General features: G+C 49.4%; 20 protein-coding genes and 1 tRNA gene. 16 read left to right on the top strand and 5 right to left on the bottom strand.

Annotated features, from left to right (window positions below):
• Window positions 1-135: 135 nt before the first annotated feature.
• The 3 genes from groL to C7433_RS08490 all read right to left on the bottom strand — a co-directional run bounded on the left by groL (window position 136) and on the right by C7433_RS08490 (window position 2,818).
• Window positions 136-1,785, bottom strand: a complete 1,650-nt coding sequence (gene groL / locus C7433_RS08480) for a chaperonin GroEL (RefSeq protein WP_006121710.1) — start codon at window positions 1,783-1,785, stop codon at window positions 136-138.
• A 48-nt stretch (window positions 1,786-1,833) separates the two neighbouring features.
• A complete protein-coding gene (locus C7433_RS08485) occupies window positions 1,834-2,127 on the bottom strand; it encodes a co-chaperone GroES (RefSeq protein WP_006121709.1) in 294 nt (97 codons plus the stop codon).
• A 229-nt stretch (window positions 2,128-2,356) separates the two neighbouring features.
• Window positions 2,357-2,818 (bottom strand): FxsA family protein, encoded by a 462-nt coding sequence (locus tag C7433_RS08490; protein ID WP_006121708.1) that lies wholly within the window; start codon window positions 2,816-2,818, stop codon window positions 2,357-2,359.
• Window positions 2,819-3,146: 328 nt separating this feature from the next.
• Between C7433_RS08490 and aspA the strand changes: the two genes are divergently transcribed.
• The 6 genes from aspA to C7433_RS08520 all read left to right on the top strand — a co-directional run bounded on the left by aspA (window position 3,147) and on the right by C7433_RS08520 (window position 8,872).
• A complete protein-coding gene (gene aspA / locus C7433_RS08495; RefSeq protein WP_033739147.1) occupies window positions 3,147-4,583 on the top strand; it encodes an aspartate ammonia-lyase in 1,437 nt (478 codons plus the stop codon).
• 114 nt (window positions 4,584-4,697) lie between these two features.
• A complete protein-coding gene (locus C7433_RS08500; RefSeq protein WP_110267952.1) occupies window positions 4,698-5,999 on the top strand; it encodes an anaerobic C4-dicarboxylate transporter in 1,302 nt (433 codons plus the stop codon).
• A 57-nt stretch (window positions 6,000-6,056) separates the two neighbouring features.
• Window positions 6,057-6,371 (top strand): divalent cation tolerance protein CutA, encoded by a 315-nt coding sequence (cutA, locus tag C7433_RS08505; protein ID WP_006121705.1) that lies wholly within the window; start codon window positions 6,057-6,059, stop codon window positions 6,369-6,371.
• A complete protein-coding gene (locus C7433_RS08510; protein ID WP_110267953.1) occupies window positions 6,347-8,047 on the top strand; it encodes a protein-disulfide reductase DsbD in 1,701 nt (566 codons plus the stop codon). The genes cutA and C7433_RS08510 overlap by 25 nt, the downstream gene beginning before the upstream one ends.
• A gap of 64 nt (window positions 8,048-8,111) precedes the next feature.
• Window positions 8,112-8,690, top strand: a complete 579-nt coding sequence (locus C7433_RS08515) for a transcriptional regulator (protein WP_006121703.1) — start codon at window positions 8,112-8,114, stop codon at window positions 8,688-8,690.
• 106 nt (window positions 8,691-8,796) lie between these two features.
• Window positions 8,797-8,872 (top strand) — tRNA-Phe (locus C7433_RS08520).
• A 281-nt stretch (window positions 8,873-9,153) separates the two neighbouring features.
• Here C7433_RS08520 and C7433_RS08525 read toward each other — a convergent pair.
• The gene (locus C7433_RS08525) at window positions 9,154-10,119 is read right to left on the bottom strand and encodes a site-specific integrase (RefSeq protein ID WP_110267954.1); all 966 of its coding nucleotides are present in this window, start codon (window positions 10,117-10,119) and stop codon (window positions 9,154-9,156) included.
• 29 nt (window positions 10,120-10,148) lie between these two features.
• A complete protein-coding gene (locus C7433_RS08530; RefSeq protein WP_233255766.1) occupies window positions 10,149-11,690 on the bottom strand; it encodes a TraI domain-containing protein in 1,542 nt (513 codons plus the stop codon).
• A 207-nt stretch (window positions 11,691-11,897) separates the two neighbouring features.
• Here C7433_RS08530 and C7433_RS08535 point away from each other — a divergent pair, with 207 nt between their 5' ends.
• The 10 genes from C7433_RS08535 (at window position 11,898) to C7433_RS08580 (ending at window position 22,713) form a co-directional block, all read left to right on the top strand.
• The gene (locus C7433_RS08535; protein ID WP_199227850.1) at window positions 11,898-12,446 is read left to right on the top strand and encodes a pili assembly chaperone; all 549 of its coding nucleotides are present in this window, start codon (window positions 11,898-11,900) and stop codon (window positions 12,444-12,446) included.
• Window positions 12,447-12,619: 173 nt separating this feature from the next.
• Window positions 12,620-13,609 carry a conjugal transfer protein TraE gene (locus C7433_RS08540; protein WP_110267957.1) on the top strand — a complete coding sequence of 330 codons (990 nt, stop codon included), beginning with the start codon at window positions 12,620-12,622 and terminating at the stop codon, window positions 13,607-13,609.
• Between the two features lie 95 nt (window positions 13,610-13,704).
• Window positions 13,705-14,910 (top strand): conjugal transfer protein TraF, encoded by a 1,206-nt coding sequence (locus C7433_RS08545; protein ID WP_369974376.1) that lies wholly within the window; start codon window positions 13,705-13,707, stop codon window positions 14,908-14,910.
• 123 nt (window positions 14,911-15,033) lie between these two features.
• The gene (locus C7433_RS08550) at window positions 15,034-15,516 is read left to right on the top strand and encodes a hypothetical protein (protein WP_233255767.1); all 483 of its coding nucleotides are present in this window, start codon (window positions 15,034-15,036) and stop codon (window positions 15,514-15,516) included.
• Window positions 15,517-16,847: 1,331 nt separating this feature from the next.
• The gene (gene aepX / locus C7433_RS08555) at window positions 16,848-17,702 is read left to right on the top strand and encodes a phosphoenolpyruvate mutase (protein WP_110267959.1); all 855 of its coding nucleotides are present in this window, start codon (window positions 16,848-16,850) and stop codon (window positions 17,700-17,702) included.
• Window positions 17,703-17,713: 11 nt separating this feature from the next.
• Window positions 17,714-19,042 carry an LLM class flavin-dependent oxidoreductase gene (locus tag C7433_RS08560; RefSeq protein ID WP_110268097.1) on the top strand — a complete coding sequence of 443 codons (1,329 nt, stop codon included), beginning with the start codon at window positions 17,714-17,716 and terminating at the stop codon, window positions 19,040-19,042.
• A gap of 21 nt (window positions 19,043-19,063) precedes the next feature.
• A complete protein-coding gene (locus C7433_RS08565; RefSeq protein ID WP_110267960.1) occupies window positions 19,064-20,185 on the top strand; it encodes a hypothetical protein in 1,122 nt (373 codons plus the stop codon).
• Window positions 20,186-20,191: 6 nt separating this feature from the next.
• On the top strand, window positions 20,192-21,439 hold the full coding sequence (locus C7433_RS08570) for an aconitase/3-isopropylmalate dehydratase large subunit family protein (protein ID WP_110267961.1): 1,248 nt from the start codon (window positions 20,192-20,194) through the stop codon (window positions 21,437-21,439).
• Complete coding sequence (locus tag C7433_RS08575; RefSeq protein WP_110267962.1) at window positions 21,423-21,956, top strand: hypothetical protein; 534 nt, start codon at window positions 21,423-21,425, stop codon at window positions 21,954-21,956. The genes C7433_RS08570 and C7433_RS08575 overlap by 17 nt, the downstream gene beginning before the upstream one ends.
• Complete coding sequence (locus C7433_RS08580; RefSeq protein WP_110267963.1) at window positions 21,946-22,713, top strand: trans-aconitate 2-methyltransferase; 768 nt, start codon at window positions 21,946-21,948, stop codon at window positions 22,711-22,713. The genes C7433_RS08575 and C7433_RS08580 overlap by 11 nt, the downstream gene beginning before the upstream one ends.
• Window position 22,714 lies beyond the last annotated feature (1 nt).

Here is a 22,714-nt window from a genome sequence, read left to right on the forward strand (position 1 = left end):
TTTTTCTGCACATTCATTGCCCTAATCCGTGCCAACGTAACCGTTGCGCCACTACTTATACCTTTTCCTCAGCAAAAGAAAAACCCCCGACCGTTTCCGATCGGGGGTTCCTGTGACGCAAGGGTCAGGGGGCAATTACATCATGCCGCCCATTCCGCCCATGCCACCCATACCGCCAGCGCCTGCACCTAAATCTGGCGCATCGCTTTTCGGCAGGTCAGTGACCATACATTCGGTGGTGATCATCAGGCCAGCAACCGACGCCGCGTACTGCAGTGCAGAACGGGTCACTTTGGTTGGGTCCAGAATACCGAAGTCGATCATGTTGCCGTATTCTTCAGTCTGCGCGTTGTAACCGTAGTTACCGTCACCCGCTTTCACGTTGTTGGCAACAACAGAAGGCTCTTCACCGGCGTTAGAAACGATTTGACGCAGCGGAGCTTCCATTGCGCGCAGCGCAACTTTGATACCCACGTTCTGGTCTTCGTTCTGGCCACGCAGTTCTGACAGCTGTGCTGCCACACGAACCAGCGCCACACCACCACCTGCAACCACGCCTTCCTCAACCGCAGCACGGGTTGCGTGCAGGGCATCTTCAACGCGCGCTTTCTTCTCTTTCATTTCAACTTCAGTCGCTGCGCCTACTTTCAGTACGGCTACGCCGCCTGCCAGTTTAGCCACACGCTCCTGCAGTTTTTCTTTGTCGTAGTCAGAGGTCGCTTCTTCGATCTGCTGACGAATCTGGGTAACGCGGCCCTGGATGGTGCTTTCTTCACCCACGCCATCGATGATAGTGGTGGTGTCTTTATTGATAACCACACGCTTCGCCTGACCCAGATCTTCCAGCGCAGCTTTTTCCAGCTCCATACCGATCTCTTCAGAGATAACGGTACCGCCAGTCAGGATAGCGATATCCTGCAGCATCGCTTTACGACGATCGCCGAAGCCAGGTGCTTTAACCGCAGCCACTTTCACGATACCACGCATGGTGTTCACCACCAGGGTAGCCAGCGCTTCGCCTTCTACGTCTTCCGCGATGATCAGCAGCGGTTTGCCTGCTTTCGCAACGGCTTCCAGCACTGGCAGCATTTCGCGAATGTTAGAAATTTTCTTGTCAGCCAGCAGGATGAACGGGGATTCCAGTTCTACTGCGCCTGTTTCTGGCTTGTTGATGAAGTACGGAGACAGGTAACCGCGGTCGAACTGCATACCTTCAACCACGTCCAGCTCGTCTTGCAGACCGGTGCCTTCTTCAACGGTGATAACACCTTCTTTACCCACTTTTTCCATCGCCTGCGCGATCAGGGTACCGACGGTTTCATCAGAGTTTGCAGAGATGGTACCCACCTGCGCAATCGCTTTAGAGTCTGAGCAAGGCACAGACAGTTTTTTCAGTTCTTCAACTGCAGCAACAACCGCCTGGTCGATACCGCGCTTCAGATCCATCGGGTTCATGCCCGCCGCAACGGCCTTCAGGCCTTCGGTGATGATGGACTGCGCCAGTACGGTTGCCGTGGTGGTACCGTCGCCCGCCGCATCGTTGGCTTTAGAGGCAACTTCTTTCACCATCTGCGCACCCATGTTTTCGAACTTATCTTCCAGCTCGATTTCACGCGCCACAGAAACGCCATCTTTCGTGATGGTCGGTGCACCAAAAGATTTATCCAGAACTACGTTACGGCCTTTAGGACCCAGGGTAACTTTTACTGCATCTGCCAGTACGTTTACGCCACGCAACATTTTTACGCGTGCGTCATTACCGAATTTTACGTCTTTAGCTGCCATTTCAAATTTCCCTTAAATTCGTTTCGTTCAGTGAATTACGCGTAAAACTTACGCTTCAACAATCGCCAGAATGTCGCTTTCAGAGATGATCAGGACTTCTTCATTGTCGATTTTCTCCGTTTTGGCACCGTAGCCTTCGCTGAAAATCACAACGTCACCCACTTTCACATCCAGCGGCTTCACTTCGCCACTTTCAAGAATACGGCCTTTACCCACAGCCAGCACTTCACCGCGCGTGGATTTGCCTGCAGCAGAACCGGTCAGCACGATGCCACCCGCTGACTTAGCTTCCACTTCTTTACGCTTCACGATTACGCGATCGTGTAATGGACGAATTTTCATTTGATAGCTCTCCTTTGAGAAGTCCAATCATTCATTTTTGGGTTGAATACCGGGCTGTGTGGCTTCCGGCCTCGTGACCAGAGAGATAGGGCCGCGCTTTCCCTCTTTCAAGGGGGGAACCTACAAATTTTTTTTGCCTGATGATGCGACTGATGACTTTTTGAACAAAGGTGGCAAACGGGCGGGCGAACAAACAAAAAGCGCGACCCGACGTCGCGCAGGGTGGGAATTAACGATCCTTAGGATCGTCATGGTGTTCAAGACGATCGGTATCTTTACGTTCGTACTCGCCATCCATGGTATAGCCACTGTCCGGGCCCGCTCCCGGCCCGCGCCAGACGCGCAAATGCGGCATCAGCTTCAGCGTGAGGTGCTTTTGCACCGGTGGCAGCAGCAGAAGCAGCCCCAGCATATCGGTAAAGAAACCAGGCAGCAGCAGCAGGAAACCGGCAATGATCAGCGAAACGCTTTTGATCATCTCCTGTGCCGGGCTTTCATTACGTGCCAGCTTCTCCTGCATCAGCATAAAGTTTTTCATGCCCTGATTTTTGACTAAAGACACGCCAATGCAGGAGGTGAAAACCACCAGCAGCATGGTGAGCAGCACGCCCAGGACGTGTGCAACCTGAATGAAAAGTGAGATCTCAATCCAGGCCAGTACGAAAAAGATCACTAACGGTAACCAGCGCACCGGATTCTCCTGTGAGTCAGGCTGCCCGGTCGTTAACCCGACAGCGTGGAATATGAATGTGAAAAAGGTAAAAAGCAGAGATGGTTATTCTGATCGTCAATTTCAACCGCACCCGGCAAATTTTTGCTTACGGGTTATTTTTGTGAGCGATTTCACATATTGTTAACGTAACGCGGCCAGACAGGTGATCTCTGTTCGCGCTTTGCGTCTCTGTCAGAATAGGATCGTGCTCACCTGCCTGAATACGGATAAAATAGCGGTTCTGGCGCTTCCCCACAAAACAAACACATCATCTGCGATGGTTAGCAGTGACAACAAGAAGGTTATCATGGCGAACAACATTCGTATCGAAGAAGACCTGTTAGGCATGCGTGAAGTTCCGGCGGATGCTTACTATGGCGTTCATACTTTGCGTGCGATTGAAAACTTTTACATCAGCAACAGCAAAATCAGTGACATTCCTGAGTTTGTTCGCGGCATGGTGATGGTGAAAAAAGCCGCGGCGATGGCAAACAAAGAGCTACAAACCTTACCGCGTGATATCGCCAACACCATTATTCAGGCCTGCGATGAAGTGCTGAACAACGGTCGCTGCATGGATCAGTTTCCGGTTGATGTTTATCAGGGCGGCGCAGGCACCTCGGTGAATATGAATACCAATGAGGTACTGGCGAATATTGGTCTGGAACTGATGGGGCATCAAAAAGGCGAATATCAGTATCTGAACCCGAACGACCACGTGAATAAATGCCAGTCCACTAACGATGCCTATCCGACGGGTTTTCGTATTGCCGTGTACAGCTCACTGCTGAAACTGCTCGACGGTATCAGTCAGTTAGCGGACGGGTTTCAGCGTAAAGCGGATGAATTCCAGACCATTTTAAAAATGGGTCGTACCCAGCTACAGGATGCGGTGCCGATGACGCTGGGCCAGGAGTTCCATGCCTACAGCGTTCTGCTGAATGAAGAGACGAAAAGCATTTTGCGCACTGGCGAACTGCTGCTGGAAGTGAACCTGGGCGCAACCGCTATCGGTACGCGCCTGAACACGCCGGACGGTTACCAGCAGCTGGCGGTGCAGAAACTGGCGGAAGTCAGCAACCTCGCGGTAGTGCCCGCCGAAGACCTGATCGAAGCCACTTCAGACTGCGGTGCCTATGTCATGGTGCATTCATCGCTCAAACGCCTGGCTGTCAAACTGTCGAAGATCTGTAATGACCTGCGCCTGCTTTCTTCCGGCCCACGCGCGGGCCTGAACGAGATTAACCTGCCGGAGCTGCAAGCCGGTTCCTCCATCATGCCTGCTAAAGTGAATCCGGTGGTGCCTGAAGTCGTCAATCAGGTGTGCTTCAAGGTGATTGGTAACGATACGACGGTCACGATGGCGTCGGAAGCCGGCCAGCTTCAGCTCAACGTCATGGAGCCGGTCATCGGTCAGGCGCTGTTTGAATCGATCAGCATTCTGACCAACGCCTGCTATAACCTGCTGGAAAAATGCGTCAACGGTATCACGGCGAACAAAGCGGTCTGCGAAGCCTACGTGTTTAACTCCATTGGGATTGTGACCTATCTGAACCCCTATATCGGCCACCACAATGGTGACATCGTCGGTAAAATTTGCGCCGAAACCGGCAAAAGCGTGCGCGAGGTGGTGCTGGAGCGCGGCCTGCTGACCGAAAGCGAGCTGGATGATATTTTCTCTGTGCAAAACCTGATGTATCCGGTTTACAAGGCGAAACGCTATACCGATGAAAACGAACAGTAAGGCGTAATTGCGCTTACTGGTGTAAAAGGCACATCGTAATCAAAACGATGTGCCTTTTTGTTTGTTAAAAGGATGGGTTTGCTTTTCGGCTCATCATCATTTCGGGAGTGGCACATGTTCCTGGTTGAACTGTTTATCGTGGTACTGGCGATCTGGCTGGGCGCGCGTCTTGGCGGGATCGGGATTGGCTTTGCGGGCGGCATGGGCGTGCTCATCCTGACGCTTGGCTTTGGTATGAAGCCAGGCGCCATTCCGTTTGATGTGATTGAAATCATCATGGCGGTCATCGCGGCGATTGCGGCCATGCAGGTTGCTGGCGGCATGGACTACCTGGTCAGCCTTGCCGAACGCCTGCTGCGTCGTCATCCCCGTTATGTCACCTTTCTTGCCCCTCTGGTCACCTATGTAATGACGCTGCTGGCGGGCACCGGTCATACCGCCTTCTCTACCCTGCCGGTCATCGCCGAGGTGGCGAAGGAGCAAGGCGTGCGTCCTTCTCGTCCGCTGTCGATGGCGGTTGTCGCATCTCAGGTTGCCATTACCGCCTCGCCAATCTCGGCGGCGGTCGTCTTCTTTGCCACGCTGCTCGAACCGCGCGGCGTCAGCTATATCATGCTGCTGGCCATCGCCATTCCGGCTACCATGGTTGGGCTGTTTCTTGCCGCGCTGGTCACTAACTTCCTGGGAAAAGAGCTGAAAGATGACGCCGTTTATCAGGCTCGCCTGGCGAAAGGCGACGTGGCCCTGCGTGGGGAAACCGTCTATCACGCCAGACCTGGCGCCAGAAAGTCTGTCCTGCTGTTCCTGGTCGGGATTGCTGCCGTGGTGATCTATGCGACCATTACCAGCGAAAGCGTAAACCTGATCGTCAATCCGCCCCTGCCGCGCAACGAAGCGATTGTGGTGTTTATGCTCACTATTGCCACGTTGATTAGTCTGACCTGTAATATTGACAGCGGCGCGATTCTGAGCGCCAGTACGTTTAAATCCGGTATGAGTGCCTGCGTCTGCGTCATGGGCGTAGCCTGGCTCGGCGATACCTTCGTCAAAGCCCATCTGGCTGATATCCAGATGCTGGCGGGGGATACCTTAAAAACCTATCCGTGGATGCTGGCGCTGGTATTGTTCTTTTCTTCGATGCTGCTCTATTCTCAGGCAGCAACCGCGAAAGCCCTGCTGCCTGCGGCGTTAGCCCTTGGCGTCACCCCTTTGACAGCTATCGCTTCTTTTGCCGCCGTGTCAGCGCTGTTTGTGTTACCGACCTATCCCACACTGTTAGCCGCCGTTGAGATGGATGACACTGGCTCGACCCGAATCGGTAAGTTCGTGTTCAACCATGCCTTTATCATTCCCGGCGTGCTGGCCATCACCCTGTCTGTCGTGTTCGGCTTTATTTTTGGTGGGCTGCTGCTGTAGTCCCGGCCGCACAGTGAACGTGCTATCATCGACGCGATTTTCAACAGGAGCCTCATGATGAATGCCGTTGTCATCCTCTGCACCGCCCCTGACCAGGCGTGCGCGCAGCAGCTTGCCACCCAGGCGCTGAAGGCCAGACTGGCCGCCTGTGTCACCCTTTTACCGGGTGCCACCTCGTACTACGTCTGGCAGGGCCAGCTGGAGCAGGCCAGCGAAGTTCAGATGTTACTCAAATGCGATACAGCTCATCAGCAGGCATTGCTCGATCTGCTTAAGCGCTCACATCCTTATGACGTACCAGAACTGCTGGTGCTTCCGGTTCAACATGGAGACAGTGAATACTTGTCATGGCTGCACGCATCGCTCGCTTAATTACCCTGATACTGGCCCTGTTTATCTGCCTGCAGGCGCAGGCAGACCTGTTTGCCCCCAAAACCACCAGCCGCTTTTTGCCCGTCGACCAGGCTTTTGCTTTTGATTTCGACCAACAGGGCGCACAGCTCAATCTGCACTGGAAGGTTAAAGACGGCTACTATCTCTACCGCCAGCAAATCAGGGTCGTCGCCAACAATGCGCGTATCGCGCCTGTGGCCTTGCCAGCGGGTCAGCCACACGAAGATGAATTTTTTGGTAAGAGCGAGATTTATCCGCAGAACCTGAACGTGCCCGTCACGCTGCAACAGGCCGCCAGGGGCAGTACGCTGAGCGTAACGTATCAGGGCTGTGCTGCCGCCGGCTTCTGTTATCCACCTGAAACGCGCAGCATTCCACTCACGCCCGTTGTCGCCAGCGCGGATGCAGACTCAGGGGAGCGCCCGCCCGCCACCGCCAGCCCGCTCCCCTTTTCGCCATTGTGGGCGCTGCTGATTGGTATCGGTGTGGCATTTACGCCCTGCGTCTTACCGATGTATCCCCTGATTTCGGGCATTATCCTTGGCGGTAAGCGTAACAACTCGCTGGGTCGCCTGTTCGCGCTGGCCCTGGTTTATGTGCAAGGAATGGCGCTTACCTATACCTTGCTCGGCGTGACAGTCGCCGCGGCTGGCCTGCGTTTTCAGGCGGCCTTACAGCATCCCTATGTCCTGATCGGTTTATCCGTGCTGTTTGTAGTGCTGGCCATGTCGATGTTTGGCCTGTTTTCGCTACAGTTACCCGCCAGCGTACAAACCCGTCTGACGCTGTGGAGCAACCGTCAGCAGGGCGGCTCATTGCCCGGCGTTTTCCTGATGGGCGCGCTGGCAGGTTTAATTTGTTCCCCCTGCACCACCGCGCCGCTCAGTGCCATCCTGCTCTATATCGCACAGAGCGGTAACCTGCTGGTGGGCGCCGGTACATTGTGGCTGTATGCCATCGGTATGGGCTTACCGCTGATTGCCGTGACGCTGTTCGGTAGCCGCTTCCTGCCTAAAAGCGGCCCCTGGATGCAGACCGTTAAGGAAGGGTTTGGGTTCGTTATTCTCGCGCTGCCGGTTTTCCTGCTGGAACGGGTGCTGGGTGAGCTGTGGGGCGTGCGCTTATGGAGCCTGCTGGGCGTCGCCTTTTTTGCGTGGGCCTTCAGTGCCAGCCTGCGCGCCAGCGGCGGCAAATGGCGCATCGTGCAAATGCTCATGCTGATCGCCGCCCTGATCAGCGCCCGCCCTTTGCAGGACTGGGCGTTTGGCAATGACGCGCCACAACAAACTATCGCGCACCTTCCCTTTCAGTCTGTTCAAACGGTTAGCCAGTTAGATCAGGCACTGCAACAGACACAGGGCCGCATGACGATGATAGATTTGTACGCGGACTGGTGCGTGGCCTGTAAAGAGTTTGAGAAGTACACCTTTAGCGACAGTGCGGTACGTGCCAGTCTTAAAGATGTCCAGCTGTTACAGGCTAACGTCACGGCGAACACGGCTACCGACAATGCGCTGTTGCAGCATCTTCACGTGCTGGGGCTGCCCACGATTTTATTCTTTGATGCTCAGGGAAAAGAAATTCCCGGTTCACGTATCACCGGTTTCCTGAAGCCAAAGGATTTTGACGAACATTTGCAGAAACTGCGTGAGTAAACAACACTGGAACCTGGACACAGCCCGTTGACCTGAACGGGCCTGCATCGCAGAGGAGAACGGTTTGCAACGTGAACAGATACTTGACCATGCATTAAACGTGCTTGAACAAAATGGCTTAGCGTCCACCTCGTCGCTGAAAATCCTGGCCGAAGAGATGCGACTCAGCGAGCAGCAACTTGAGCAGTTCTGGGCTGACCGCGACGCACTGCTCTATGACGCATTGCAGTTTCATGCCCAGCAAATCGACAGCTGGCGACAAGAGGTATTACAAAACAGCGCACTGCGACCCGAACAGAAGTTAATGGCGCGCTACGAAGGGTTAAATGAGCATGTCACCAAGGGACGCTTTCCCGGCTGCCTGTTTATCGCCGCCTGCAGCTTCTATCCGCATCCCGATCAACCCATTCATCAACTGGCAGAAAAACAGAAGCGCGCCTCCTGGGAATTTACCCACACTATTTTAAATGCGCTGGGTCTGGATAACCCGAGTATGGTGGCCGATCAAATGGAGCTGGTGCTGGAAGGCTGCTTAAGCAAGCTGCTGATCAAGCGCAATGTGCAGGATGTGGATGTCGCCAAACGTCTGGCGGAAGATATATTAAGCATTGCCCTGTGCCGTAAAAATGGTGCACTGGCGTGAGTTTCAACGCCTTTGACTGAAATTCAGGCAATCAGTCACGTTTTGCAGGGTTTTTTCATGAAAGCCGTTGACGGCCTGCGGCCTTTACGGTTTAATGCGCCCCGTTGCCCGAATAGCTCAGTCGGTAGAGCAGGGGATTGAAAATCCCCGTGTCCCTGGTTCGATTCCGGGTTCGGGCACCACTCTTCAGAGCCTGTTCGTTAAGGGATGAGATCCTTAACGGGCAAGACAGAGATCCCTTTTCGTCATCGTGCAGGATGAGTTGCATTCGTTCTACACTTGAAGATTATGGGATTAAGAATCCGGATGATGTTGGCGCATCATCCGGATTTCTCACATCCCGAGTATTTCAATTACAGGTTTTTACCTTTTCATAAGGTTTGTGTCAACGATCTGTAAATGAAACCGCGCTAATTTTCCTCCACTTATATCAATCCGTTAGAAATTTGACTTAGGAATAGTCCTAGAGCATAAATGCGCTTTCAAGATTCCTTCGAAGATGATCCATATTCGCTTCAACATACTCCAGAGTGACCGCAACACTTGAATGCCCCAGCAACATTTTCACGTCATTCAGGCTTCGTTCCGGTGTTTTCATCAGGTCTGTAGCGATGGTATGCCTGAAACGGTGCGGGCTGATATCACACTGACACTCGCGTGAAAGCCGCCTGAAAAACGCCCGCATTGGGGGATGATCCATGTTACCGCCTGTGACGGTTTTCTTTTTTAAGCGACTGAAACGGTTGATATTAAACAGTTGATCCTTCGGCCTTGCGCCCATCTGTTTAGCCTGACGGTACAGATCTTCAAGGCGAGGCCTCAGCTTGTCCGTGACAGGCACCCGGTGTTCACGATGATTTTTTGAGCCTTCAGGTCTCAGCTCAATAACACCCTGTTTAAGATCCACATCGCACAGCCTTATATGCAGCAGCTGGTTTTGACGCATGCCCGTAAACTTTAGCGTTTCAATCACTGTCATCCAGAACCATGCGGGTTCAAGCGCGTTCGGCCGGGGATCATGAATACCGATCTGCTCCTGTTCAATTTTTCGATGCATTACGAGATCAATTTTCTTCATTTGTTCCCGGGTAAGCGTTTTCTTTCGTTTACGGTCTGGCTTAACGACCACGCCATTGAACGGATTGTCCCGGGCAGTAACGAGAGAGTGCGCTATAGCGTGGTTAAACAGCGCTCTCATATGTGCAACTTTATTATTCCATGTCCGTTTACTGCAGTTTTGTTCGTTCAAAACGTGACGTCGCCATTTAAGAACATCAAGGCGACATATACTTTCAGGCAATATTTTACCTTCACTGAATTCTGTGAAAGTTTTTACAACCTTTCTGTAGCTCCATTCACTGGCTGGACGGAGAACCTTACTGAAAAAATAGTCGTTCAGAATGTCATCGAAGGTCGTTTTTTCAGACATGGTAACCTCGTATTTTATTAACCCGGTAATTACTCTTTTTTGGGAAAGAGCCATTTGCTGTCTGAAAGACAGCGTCCTTTCTTTAAAATAATGTCAGACTTAATCATGTAGCCCGACAGTTTGGTGAACTGACCGCGTTTATCCGGCGAGTCATATTTATGGTAAGAGTAAAGACCCTTACCATTTCGTGAGTGATGAAGGCCCAGTGATTCAAAGTTTTTCTGCAGCTTGTTTTTTTCGTATTTATTTTCTGGCTGCGAGGAAATAAACCGGAAAAACACATCGGGCGATATCATAAAAATAAAACCGGACAGCATATGCAGAAGACTGTCGGACTCATTGACGGTAACTTTTCCGGCCTCCACGCTCTCCCGCAGCCAGTCCAGAAAAACACTGCCCTCAGAGGGTTCACTGTCGCCCGCCGGCTTCCCGTCTTCCGTTTGCTCCTGCTTCGCTGACTCAGCAGTTTGTCCGGCTGATAAAACGGGTGCCTCGCCTTTAGCCATCAGGTCCAGTACCGAAAGTAAATCCACTTCCTGTTTAATTTCTGAATCTTCCTTTTCATTTTCACCATCTGAACCATACTCAGTCGCTTCGCTCCCGCTGAGGGCAGACTGCAGCGCGGAGCTCAGTACCGGTAATTCAGGTTTTTCTGTTCCGGGACTGGCCTCCTCTCCGGCTGTATGTGTGGAAGTATACGCAGCCGCTTCGCTTTCAATTGGCTCTGAAACATTTGCTGAAATGATGTGACTCGACAAAAGGACAGGTGCGTTATCTGCTAATTTTGGGGGATTATCAGCATGTTGCACTTCCGGCATTGGGTTTACAGAAGGCGTGCCAGTAATATCTGAAAGACCACCTGTTTCCAGACCCGCCCCCTCCCGCGCCTGCATGATGATGCTGTAAAGCACACCGGCACCGGCACGCTCACCCGACAGAAACTGAAGAAGACAGCGTGACGCTTCCGGCCACTGGTGAAGCCACAGCATGCCGGTCTCAGGCAGCAGCTTTGCCGCCATGTACTGACCTGTCAGGGCCGGAGCCCGGGCATTCTTAGCGGGCCGGACCCGCCACGAACTGTCCGGCTTGTGCAGCCCCGGATACCAGATTTTTCCGGACTGCGTCGCGCCTTCCACCTGCGTCAGCCAGGGCAGATGATGGAACAGGCCTGCCCAGAACACCGCGCAGACCCAGCCCGGGGCCTGTGCCGACTGCTCTTCAGGTGTGGCGCCGGGCGGCAGCATCATTCCCCTGACGAGCCTGACCGCCCGGACGGCCACGCCGAGGCTCAGGTCACCAAATCCCCCCGGTGACGAATAGGCACCTCTCCATGCGGCCGGGCAGTCCTGCACACGCTCAAGCATGGCCTGCGCAGGCATCAGCCACCATGCCCCGGTAACGGACTGTGAAAGCGGGCTGTTATCCGCCAGCATTCTGACAAGCCTGCGGCGCTCCTCCGTCTGCATAAGCGTGCTGCCCTCCTGAACCGGGCGAAACGCCACCTCCCTGACGACCGTACCCGCCAGTTGATCTGCAGGCCTGTTGTTTCCCCGCCCCGTCAGCCACTTCATCACCCGTTCCATCGACACCCGCTCTTTATCTGAAATGACGTAACGCTAAGAGACGGGGTGTCATTTGCAACGTTAAACCTGGATTCAGCGCAGAGAGATATTCTGCTTGCGTTAATTTTCAGGAACGGATTCAGGATTAACGGCGGACGGCTTTAACGTCCCGTGCTTTTCTTGCGCAACCTTCCTTTAATTAAACTGAACACACTCATGCAGCAACGTCTGGTAGCGCTGTACCTTCTTCTGTGGCTAACTCTGTCTGGCAGCATCAGCCTTTTTATTTCATCCGGCTGTAACGCATTCTGTTTTATATGGCTGCTCACGGCACTCTCTCCGTTTCTGCTCAGACCGCTCGACTGGCTGACCCGTCAGCTGCTCAGGAAGCCCTGCATACTGAGCCGCAGAAAACGTATCACCGTTCATCTGTCACCCTGGCAGCCAACCGTCGGACTCACGCCTGAGCGCGTGAGCTGGTTCTGGTCTGGGGTGTTTGAGTCAGCTGAAGCCGCCTTAGCCGGGGGAAAAACCGTTGTGGTTGCTTCGCACCTTCTGACGCCTGCCCGTGCGGCCAGGCTCAGGACATACCTGAAGGTGCGGGGCTGGTCTTACCGCAGCAGGCTGACCAGCGTCCCTTTCCGGGATTCAGCCCGCGCCCTGATGCAGCTGGAAATCCTCTTCCGGCAGTGGCACTGGCGCTGTCCGTCCCGGACCCGGTGGCCGGTGATGCTGCTGAAAAAAACTTCTGAACCGGAAAAATAATTTCGGGTGTTAAGTCACGAAGGCAATGTTCACACTGATTACACACATGTATTCGATCTGAACGATCGAAATATCGCGTTATACAACACGCGGTTTCGCCAGGTACTGTATTCACACCGAATACAGAAAAGATTAACAAAATATTTTCTCATTCAGCCAACACCAGGGCCTTTATGAAACGCATAAACCTGACAGAAATCCTGTCCCGCGTCGCCTTAGAGCAAACCGATGAGCAGAGGCAGCTGCTTGAGCAGTTTGCGGAAGGGAAGAAAACCGTAAGTCCGCCAGTGACCATTCGTTTCCGGCCGGCATCACGGGAATTTGTGAATCAGGTATCACACAAGCTCGGCATCTCCGTTTCAGAGCTGGTCAATGTGATTGTTGAGGGCGTCATGACAGAGACCACAGCACCCCGCAAAGCCTCGGTAAACCGCGTTTATGAGCGCTTCTGGCACCTGATGGACCGCCACGGCCTTGATGTGGTGCAGGTGGCCACAATACTCTCTGAGCTGAACATCGGCATGAGTGTGCTTGAAAACCGCGAGCGCACTCTTGATCACCTTACCCTGCCTGTGCTGGAACAGCTTGCGTCATGGTTCTGTGTTCAGTCCGGCTGGCTCGCCGGAGAAGATATTCTTCCGGTTCCGACCGTGATACTGCGTGACTTCTGGAAGGCAGCTGAATGCCTTCAGCCGCATAAAGATACAGTGATTAAGTCCTTACGTTTTTACAGACGTCAGCATGACACAGGTGAGCCAGCACTGAATTTCAGCCACGAGATGGTAATCACAGCGACCCGGGATAAATATATTAATGGCGTGTCCTTTGAAAGTAATTATTTAACCGGCGTGGTTCCTCTTACGCTCAGCAATGAATCAGAGACAAACGCCTTTCTTTCTTTCTGTGAATTACTGCGGTTAAAAGGAAGGGTTGCTCAAATTTCTTTTCGAAAATTACCGGTCAGGTTATTTGACAGGCTGAGAGAGGGATCTGAGTTGCCGTTTTCGATCTCATCCGTCACTGATGAAAGTATTATGGGTAAGCTCAGACCAGGGCAAAATTTCATGTGGAGTGAGGAGGAACGGATTCCTTTCATAAACCCGGCTTTTCATATTACGCCTGAATGGGAAGATTATCTGAAAGAAGTCATAAGTTTCGGTTAACCGTATTTAAATAACAAAAAACCGGGCTGTTTATTTTATTGGTGCGTCAGCACCAGGGAAACCCCTTTGTCAAAAACAAGAAAAGGAAATAAATGATGAAAGCAAAACTGTTAACCCGCAGCATCATTCTGGCATTACTGGCTTCAGCCGTACCGCCAGTGAATGCTGCAACAACCTGGACCGAAGCGCGTAACGACGCCATGGGGGGAACCGGCGTGGCCTCTTCCGGTTATCTTGCCGCTGCACTGGCCAACCCCGCGCTGATGACCCGCCACGATGCCAGTGACGACGTCGGGCTCATACTGCCGGGCGTTGGGGCACAAATCAGCGATCCGGATAACCTGCGTGACGGACTGGACAGGGTAAAAAGCACCTTTGACGACTTCCGCGATTCAGCGGGCACCGGCAACAGCTCACGACAGGCGGCAGCGCTGAAACAGGCCCTGCAGGACGTCGACGGCGACAGCGGGCATGCCAGTGCCGGGCTTTCTGCGGTGATTGCCATTCCCAATGACACCCTCCCTTTCGCCTTTGTGGCCAAAGGCTGGGGACAGGCGAAGGTCCGCACCGATATCACACAGCGTGACCTGGCGTATCTCGATGCGGCACAGAGCGGCATTTTCTCGCCGACTCAGACGGATATTGACCAGATGACCTCCCGGGCGCAGGGCGTTGCCGCACTGGTCACCGAATACGGCATCGCCGCAGCGCATCAGTTTACCCTGGGCGACACGCCGGTTTCTGTCGGTATCACGCCAAAAGTCCAGCGCGTGGATACCTGGAACTACAACGTTTCCGTCGGTAACTACAGCGCGTCAGATTTTCGCAGCGGTGACTGGAAGCGTTCCGAAAGCGGCGCAAACGTCGACGTCGGCTTTGCAGCTCAGCTGACGCCAGAGTGGACCGTCGGACTGACCGGACAGAACCTTATGGCGCGTAACATCAGTACGCGTGAAATCAACGGCATCACGGACACGTTCCAGATCCGCCCCCAGGCGACTGCCGGCACGGCGTGGAGCAACGGTTTTGTCACGCTGGCCACAGACCTTGACCTGACACCGGCCAGCGGTTTTGCGTCGGATGAAAAAGCACAGTATGCCGGCGTGGGCGCCGAGCTGAATGCCTGGAACTGGGCGCAACTGCGTGCCGGTTACCGCGCAGACATGCGTAACAGCGATCGCAGCATGTTTACCGCCGGTGTGGGGATTTCACCCTTCAACGTCGTGCATCTCGACCTGACCGGCATGGCCGGCACAGACCGCAGCTATGGCGCTGCCGCGCAGCTTTCTTTCACTTTCTGATTATGAACAACGCGGGCTGCCGGGTGCAGCCCGCCTGTTAACCGGAGAATAGTATGTCTAAAAAAGCCCTCAAACTGTCTGCCATTATGCTGTCGACCACGGCTTACAGGCTGCAGCAGCTTTATGAGCGGTATCGGCCAGTTTGGTTCGCTGAATGACGGCAATCAGATGCCTTCAGACGTAAAAGACCAGACCACAGTGGAAAAACGCAATCAGGTCAGTGATGCCTACGGCCCCATTGCCATGCCGGCCGATACGGTGGCCATGCGCCTGAAAGAAAAGTTTGGCTTCGTATCAGACGGGGATGTGGCTGCCGCGCGTAACAGCGGCCAGGGGAATGCGGGCTGGTCAGCCTCGGCCATTTCAGAGGGCACCAGCTGGTCGGCAGAGCCCGGCAATTATTATCACATGTCCAGAAACTGGGCGGGAAATGACAGGCTGACGATTGAGGTTCGCCGGACGTTCAAAGGCACGGGTGCCACCGGCAACAGAGCGGGGATCTTTGTTGTATCAAAGTATATCTCATCCGATCCGAAGCACGTCACTGATGCCTGGACAAAACGTCTTTTCAGCAAGATTCACGCAGCAGCGCGTGGTGAAGAGTAGTAACGCTGGCAGCTGGCAGCTGGCAGCTGGCACCGGATTATCCGGTGCCTAAGAACCATGAAAGAGCATGCTGACTATGAGGTGTTCTGCGCTGAGCATGCACACAGTCATTAGGGGGATTCCTTTACTGTACGTGACCATATCTATTACTGACTACGGTGAGTGTCAGGAGGATTTATGGAAAATTTGCAGAATAAAATTAACTCACTGGATTCAGAGATCGAAGCGGCCAAAGAAACAGTAAAACGTCGATAGCATTCTGTAAAGCATGCTGAGCGCAATCTGGAGCAGACTAAGTGCCAGTGCATGAACTTTATAATCAGAGAGACATACAGGTGATTAAGTCCTTGGAGAGATAAACCTGACTGGTAGGCATTTTTTTATATATCGGCCCCAACACCTGTAAAGAAGAACGCCAGAAAGGAAATTTATACTGAACGAAGAAAAAAGCACGGGAAACGAATCACTGTGCTGAATGGAAGGACCGTACTCACTCGGCTGCCTTCTAAGGTTATGTCGTGAGCAAATAATGTCACTAACTTTAGCTGTCCCAAGATGCGGGTCTTATTACCCAAGAAGAAAGTAGGGAGTCAGTAACAGTCAAATTGAGTCATGTGAGGTCAATTTACCTCCCCTGCCTAAAGCAATATTCCAAAAGATATTATTGTAGGAGCTTGGGAGAAGGTAATTATCCTCTAATATAAGATAAATCTTATTTGTTAAAAAGTGGCGACTCGGGGAAAAGTGCTTAAATACAAACAAATTAATACAAAGATCATTAACAAAAGAAACAAATTATTTCCTAATGAAAGTTACACCAATAAAAACATATAGTTAAAAACTTGAATAAATTTCAAGTGTTACATGTTTTCTAAAGTTACTATACCACTTGAGAAAGATTGGTTTTTTTTAATGATTACAGCCAAATCCATTCTGTTTATTTTAATTTTAACGCAAATGAAACAAAATAAATTATTGATTTAATTATTTTTTAATCAAAATTGACACAACTTTACACCTATATTAACAATTAGAAATATAAATCTAGTTGATAAGATTATTGCGCGATGACTATAAAATACTCCACAAGACAAGCGTGGCGGCAGTTGTAAACAACATAAATTGTTTAAATATACTAATGTTTATAAGCATTTTCAGTGTCGAAATGCGCTAAACCAGGCTGCCAGACTTTAAATGGCGCATATTTAATAAACTAACGACTTTTTCAAATTTTGATTGTTCATTTTTTTCACCTCGGAAAGTAAAGCGTTTAGGCAGGCACTCTCTATGAGCGTCTTAATTTCTCATCTTTACGCATCAAAGGTGTTTATATGATCAAAAATCTTATTGCAGAAAAGGGTACTCTGATTTTTATTGAGGCCCATAATCCTCTCTCCGCATTAATTGCGTCTAAAGCAGAACAAACTAATTCAGAAGGGCGTATTGTCAAATTTGACGGTATATGGTCCAGCTCGTTAACGGACTCAGCATCTCGCGGTATTCCCGATAACGAAACACTGGCATTAAGTAGCAGGTTAGAAAACATTGCTGATATCCGAAATGTCACAGACATGCCCATCATCATGGACGCTGATACAGGAGGACAACCAGAACATTTTAGTTACTATGTAAAAAGAATGATTAACAACGGTGTCAATGGCGTCATCATCGAAGATAAAACAGGGTTAAAGAAAAATTCCTTGTTCGGCACTGAAGTAGAACAGACTCTCGCAGATATTAATGATTTTTCAGAGAAGATTAAAAGAGGAAAATCTGCAGTTTATATTGATGATTTTATGATCATAGCCAGACTTGAAAGTCTTATTGCAGGGTTCGACGTAGATCATGCACTCGAACGTGCCGACGCATACGTTGAAGCCGGTGCAGACGGAATTATGATTCATAGCTGTAAGAAGACGCCGGATGAGGTTTTCTTGTTCAGTACGAAATTTCGGAAAAAATATCCATCAGTGCCATTAATTTGTGTTCCTACTACCTATTCTGCAACCAGCAACAAAGAACTCAGTGAAGCGGGTTTTAATGTGATCATTTATGCAAACCATATGCTCAGGGCTGCCTATAAAGCAATGGAAAATGTTTCAAAAGAAATATTGAGATATGGCAGAACGGCAGAAGTAGAGAACTCTTGCATGAGTGTAAAGGAAATTATTTCACTAATTCCTTAAAGAGAATGACCATGAAAAGAAAAGAGATGAGAATAGGTGCTTATATATCGTATGGGACAGGACACCATCCTGCTTCTTGGCGCGAAAGTGGCGTAAATGCAGCGGCAGCGCTTGATATTGATGCGTATGCCAATCTTGCAAGAGTATGTGAGAAAGGATTAGCTGACTTACTTTTTCTTGCAGATACCCCTTCTGTCTTTCAGGACAATATGGACGGTTATGGCAGCAGGGTATCCGTACTTGAACCATTATCATTATTATCTTATTTAGCATCTCAAACACAAAATATTGGGCTGATTGCGACGGCTTCAACGACGTACAAACACCCTTACAACATTGCAAGGGAATTTGCTTCGCTGGATTACATTAGTAAAGGACGGGCTGGGTGGAACCTGGTGACATCCTCAAAGTCGGATGCGGCTAAAAACTTTGGCCTTGCCTCTCATCCAGAACATTCGAAGCGTTACGATATGGCCCAGGAAGCATGGCAGGTTGTCAGTGGTTTGTGGGACAGTTGGGAAGACAATGCTTTAGTCAGGAATAAAACCAGTGGACAGTTCTTCGTTAAAGATAAATACCGAGAAATAAATTTTGTGGGCGAATATTTCAATGTAAAAGGCCCATTAAACATAGCTCGCCCTCCTCAGGGTTATCCCGTCATCGTCCAGGCGGGTTCCTCTGAGGAAGGAAAAGAGTTAGCTGCAAAAACAGCAGATGTTGTTTTTACTGCACAAAACAATATTGAAGATGCAAAAAAATTCTATGATGATCTTAAAGGGCGAATGGAAAAATACGGAAGATCAAAAAGTGAACTTCTTATTCTTCCCGGGTTAAGCTTTTATATTGCCAGTGATGAATCTAAAGCACGTAAAAAGCTCAAAGATCTTAACGCGCTGATTCCTGAACCATTTGGCTTAAGTATGTTGTCAGATTTACTGGGTGGGGTTGATTTAAAAAATTATGATCCTGAAGGACCATTACCAGATTTACCAAAATCTAATGGTAATCAGAGTAGACAAAAAATCATTATCGATTTGGCTCGAAAAGAAAATTTATCAATCAAACAACTTTATGAAAAAATAATCATTTCAAGAGGACATTATACATTCACAGGTTCCTATCAAGATTTAGCGGATGAAATGATTAAGTGGGTTGAAAATGAAGCATGTGATGGTTTCAACATTATGCCTCCTCTGATGCCTGAATCTCTAATCGACCTGTTCGATCATGTTATTCCACTTATTCAGGAAAGGGGGTGGTATAAAAAATCATATTCTACTGGAACATTAAGAGAAAAACTGGGACTTAAAAGACCTACTAATAAATTGTTCAATCAATAATGTGATGCGAGGAAATATAAAATGCTAAATAAAAATCTGATTCTTGAAGATACCACTTTACGTGATGGTGAGCAGGCGCCAGGTATTGCATTTACACCAGAACAAAAGGTAGAAATTTTCCATCTACTAGCAAATATGGGCGTTAAATGGATCGAAGCCGGAATACCTGCAATGAAGGGTGATGAAGTAAAGGCTCTGTCGGAAATGTTAGAGAGAAAAAATGAAATTAACATCATCGCGTGGAACCGAGGTGTGCTTGAAGACATTGAGTACAGTATCTCACTTGGGTTTAAAGCAGTGCATATCGGGCTACCGACTTCAGCTATCCATTTAGAGAAGAGCGTTAAGAAAGATAAGTCATGGCTTGTAAAAACGGCTGCAGATTTAGTTAAGTATGCCAAAGACAAAGGGATGTTTGTTTCTATCAGCGCAGAAGATATAGGCCGAACAGATATTGGCTTCTTACAGGAGTATGCACAGGTAGTTGCAGAGGCTGGCGCCGATCGTCTTCGCCTCTCTGACACAATTGGTATTCTTTCTCCAGCACAATATAAAGAAAAAGTCGCTTTGTTAAACAAGAACGTTAACATCGATTTACAGTGCCATTGCCACAATGATTTTGGTTTTGCAGTTGCTAACACGTTGGCAGGCATTGAAGCTGGAGCACGCTACTTTCATGTCTGCGTCAATGGCATTGGTGAAAGGGCTGGAATGCCAGACCTGGCACAAGTCGCTATGGCATTGCACTTTTTCCACGGAGTTGATTTAGGGCTCGATTTAACAAAATTAATCGCGTTGAGTGAAACGGTAGCCAGGTACAGCCATCAAAAAATCACTCCATGGCAGCCGATCGTAGGCGATAACGTTTTTGCACATGAATCGGGCATTCACGCAAATGGTATGCTTAAAGACAGCAGTACTTTTGAACCCTTCGACCCAGCTACGGTGGGAGGAGAACGACGTCTGGTCGTGGGTAAACATTCCGGTCGTGCCATTATCAAACATTTTCTCGAAGAGTCAGGCGTGAAAGCTGCTGATGATAAGGCTCTTGATCGCTGTTTAGAACGCGTCAGAAGTCATGCCGTGCGCCACCCCGGTGGGATCCCTCCACATGTATTAGTTGATCTGTATACCGCGGGGTAAACAGGTATGAATAGTAATCAGCCGATTGTTAACCAGATCATTGCGTCACACAGTGGCAGAGGTCAGGTTTCAGCAGGTGAACTGATCACGGTGGATGTTGACTACGTCTATGTCCAGGATGGAAATTCACCAACCGTGGCAAAATTGTTTCAGGATTATCATCTGTCTGAGGTACTGAAACCCGATAAAATCGGGTTCTTCTTCGACCATTCAGTTCTGGTACCTGATAAAACCATGGCTAAACGTGTCAACGAGGCCATGGAATTTGCAAAAAAACTTGGAATAAACATCTATTCACGAGGTGAGGGAATTAGTCACGTCATTGCCCTAGAGAGTGAAATATTTAAGCCCGGAAATATTGTGCTGGGCGCAGATTCCCATACTTGTACAGGAGGGGCCGTACAGTCTTTAGCACTGGGAATGGGGGCTTCGGATATTTTAGTTGCTATGCTAACAGGACAAACGTGGTTGAAAGTCCCTCAAACAGTCCATTTGTGCATCAAGGGTAAAACGGGAAAAGATGTGCGGGCAAAAGATGTCATGTTGGCACTTTTAAATAAATACGGACAAACACCATTTCTTTATAAATCTGTCGAAGTTTCAGGGGAATGGGCAGAAGAGCTAACGCTTGACGAAGCTGCAAGTTTTGCAAGTATGGCTGTTGAGTTAGGAGCCAAATGCATATTTATGCCAGATGGGGAAGGCAGACCTGAGGGGTTATTGAAGGCGGATGCCTCAGCGGCAGACAGTGTCATTAATTTTTCTGTATCAGAATTAATGCCCCATATCGCACCACCTCACAGTCCTTTGTATGCCAAACCTGCAAATGACTTTGAGGGTCTGAAATTCGATTATATTTTTATTGGAAGCTGTACTAACAGCAGACTTGAAGATATCAGAGAGGTGGCCGAAATTGTTGCTGGTAAAACAATACATCCCGATGTTCACTGCCTTCTAACTCCGGGGTCGAAAAGTGTTTATCTAAAAGCTCTTCAGGCGGGATATATCGATACGCTTATCCGCTCGGGCATTATTGTCACCCCACCGGGTTGTGGAGCTTGTGTGGGTACACAAGGAACCATTCCTGCGGATGGGGAGAAGGTATTAAGTACGATGAACCGCAATTTTAAGGGAAGAATGGGAAATGCTGATGCAGACATCTTTTTATGTTCTCCACGAACTGCAGCGATGGTTGCATTGAACGGCACTGTTCCACATTTTGAGGGAGAGCCTGCATATGAGCAAAACTGCTGAAAATTATCGCGTCAGACGCGTGGAAGGGAACATCTCGACCGACGATATTATTCCTGCGCGCTATAAACATATGTATACCGAGCCGGCCCAGCTGGCACCGCATCTTTTTGAGAACCGTTTTCCTGGATTCAGGGAAACGCTCAGTATCAATGATGTGCTTGTATGCGATCAAATATTCGGTATAGGGAGTTCACGGGAGCAGGCAGTAACAACTCTGTTGGCATGTGGTATAAAATATGTTTTTTCCCCTTCTTTCGGGAGGATTTTTTTTAGGAACTCTTGGAACCTGGGTTTACATGCGATTGAGGTCGATACAAGTGAACTTACAGATTTAAGTAAAATTAAAATAGATCTAACTGGAGGGGTGATTTATACGGAAAATAATCAAATAAATTTTTTTCCTCCCAGCGCGCAGATGACGGCAATTGTAAGCGCAGGTGGCATAATACCCTACACCATAAATAAAATTATGGAAAATAAAGGTGATATTTTAAGAGGTTATTATAATGAAAAATGAAAAGTTTGATGGTTTGGCTGATAACTATGATAAATATCGCCCCCGTTATCCTGCAATCCTTTTCAACGAAATACATGACTGGATGCAGCCCACTGCCAAAAATATCTACGATATTGGCGCAGGTACAGGTATTGCTATTGAAGGTATGACTCGTGTCGCTGGAAAACACTATGATTTCACGGCGATAGATATCTCTGAAGATATGATAAACAAAGGAAGGGAAAAACTGCCCGGAGTGACCTGGGTTAAAGGAAAAGCGGAAGATATTCTATCTGATAAAAGCCGTATTGACGTCATTATGGCGGCACAGTCCTTCCAATGGATGGATAGAGCAAAAACATTAGAAGTTTCGATAAAATCTTTAAATAAGGGCGGGGTTTTTGCAATTTTGCAAAACAATCGAGATTACAGAAATAATGAACTGCTTAACAAATATGAAGGTTTGCTAGAAAAATTTAGTCCGGGTTACAGCAGACATTATCGCGACTATGATTATGAAAATGAAATCACCAATGTTTTTAAATTGCCTATTGCGAACTTTAAGAAAGTCGTCACAGGGTGGACTATGGAAATGATTTCAGAAGATTTTTTTGGATTCATTTCTTCCTCAACCCAGGTACAAAGAGCTATTGAGAACGATCGTAATGGATTCTGGAAGGAAATCGAAATCTTGATTGACCAATACTCAGTTGGCGGAAAAATTAGCATAGATTATATAAGTGAGTTATTTATGGCTAAGAAGCGTGATGATTCATAGC

Origin of the sequence: Pantoea sp. PNA 03-3 (assembly GCF_003201175.1) — a bacterium.
In the GTDB taxonomy this organism is placed as follows: Bacteria; Pseudomonadota; Gammaproteobacteria; order Enterobacterales; family Enterobacteriaceae; genus Pantoea; species Pantoea stewartii.

Bases quoted from the DNA above. Each gene is read 5' to 3' on its own strand.
- C7433_RS08535 (WP_199227850.1), top strand. From the start codon at position 11,898: ATGCAGCAACGTCTGGTAGCGCTGTACCTTCTTCTGTGGCTAACTCTG.
- C7433_RS08500 (WP_110267952.1), top strand. From the start codon at position 4,698: ATGTTCCTGGTTGAACTGTTTATCGTGGTACTGGCGATCTGGCTGGGC.
- C7433_RS08525 (WP_110267954.1), bottom strand. From the start codon at position 10,119: ATGTCTGAAAAAACGACCTTCGATGACATTCTGAACGACTATTTTTTC.
- aspA (WP_033739147.1), top strand. From the start codon at position 3,147: ATGGCGAACAACATTCGTATCGAAGAAGACCTGTTAGGCATGCGTGAA.
- C7433_RS08560 (WP_110268097.1), top strand. From the start codon at position 17,714: ATGAAAAGAAAAGAGATGAGAATAGGTGCTTATATATCGTATGGGACA.
- C7433_RS08575 (WP_110267962.1), top strand. From the start codon at position 21,423: ATGAGCAAAACTGCTGAAAATTATCGCGTCAGACGCGTGGAAGGGAAC.
- C7433_RS08540 (WP_110267957.1), top strand. From the start codon at position 12,620: ATGAAACGCATAAACCTGACAGAAATCCTGTCCCGCGTCGCCTTAGAG.
- C7433_RS08510 (WP_110267953.1), top strand. From the start codon at position 6,347: ATGGCTGCACGCATCGCTCGCTTAATTACCCTGATACTGGCCCTGTTT.
- aepX (WP_110267959.1), top strand. From the start codon at position 16,848: ATGATCAAAAATCTTATTGCAGAAAAGGGTACTCTGATTTTTATTGAG.
- C7433_RS08545 (WP_369974376.1), top strand. From the start codon at position 13,705: ATGAAAGCAAAACTGTTAACCCGCAGCATCATTCTGGCATTACTGGCT.
- cutA (WP_006121705.1), top strand. From the start codon at position 6,057: ATGAATGCCGTTGTCATCCTCTGCACCGCCCCTGACCAGGCGTGCGCG.
- C7433_RS08530 (WP_233255766.1), bottom strand. From the start codon at position 11,690: ATGAAGTGGCTGACGGGGCGGGGAAACAACAGGCCTGCAGATCAACTG.
- C7433_RS08570 (WP_110267961.1), top strand. From the start codon at position 20,192: ATGAATAGTAATCAGCCGATTGTTAACCAGATCATTGCGTCACACAGT.
- C7433_RS08580 (WP_110267963.1), top strand. From the start codon at position 21,946: ATGAAAAATGAAAAGTTTGATGGTTTGGCTGATAACTATGATAAATAT.
- groL (WP_006121710.1), bottom strand. From the start codon at position 1,785: ATGGCAGCTAAAGACGTAAAATTCGGTAATGACGCACGCGTAAAAATG.
- C7433_RS08485 (WP_006121709.1), bottom strand. From the start codon at position 2,127: ATGAAAATTCGTCCATTACACGATCGCGTAATCGTGAAGCGTAAAGAA.
- C7433_RS08550 (WP_233255767.1), top strand. From the start codon at position 15,034: ATGAGCGGTATCGGCCAGTTTGGTTCGCTGAATGACGGCAATCAGATG.
- C7433_RS08565 (WP_110267960.1), top strand. From the start codon at position 19,064: ATGCTAAATAAAAATCTGATTCTTGAAGATACCACTTTACGTGATGGT.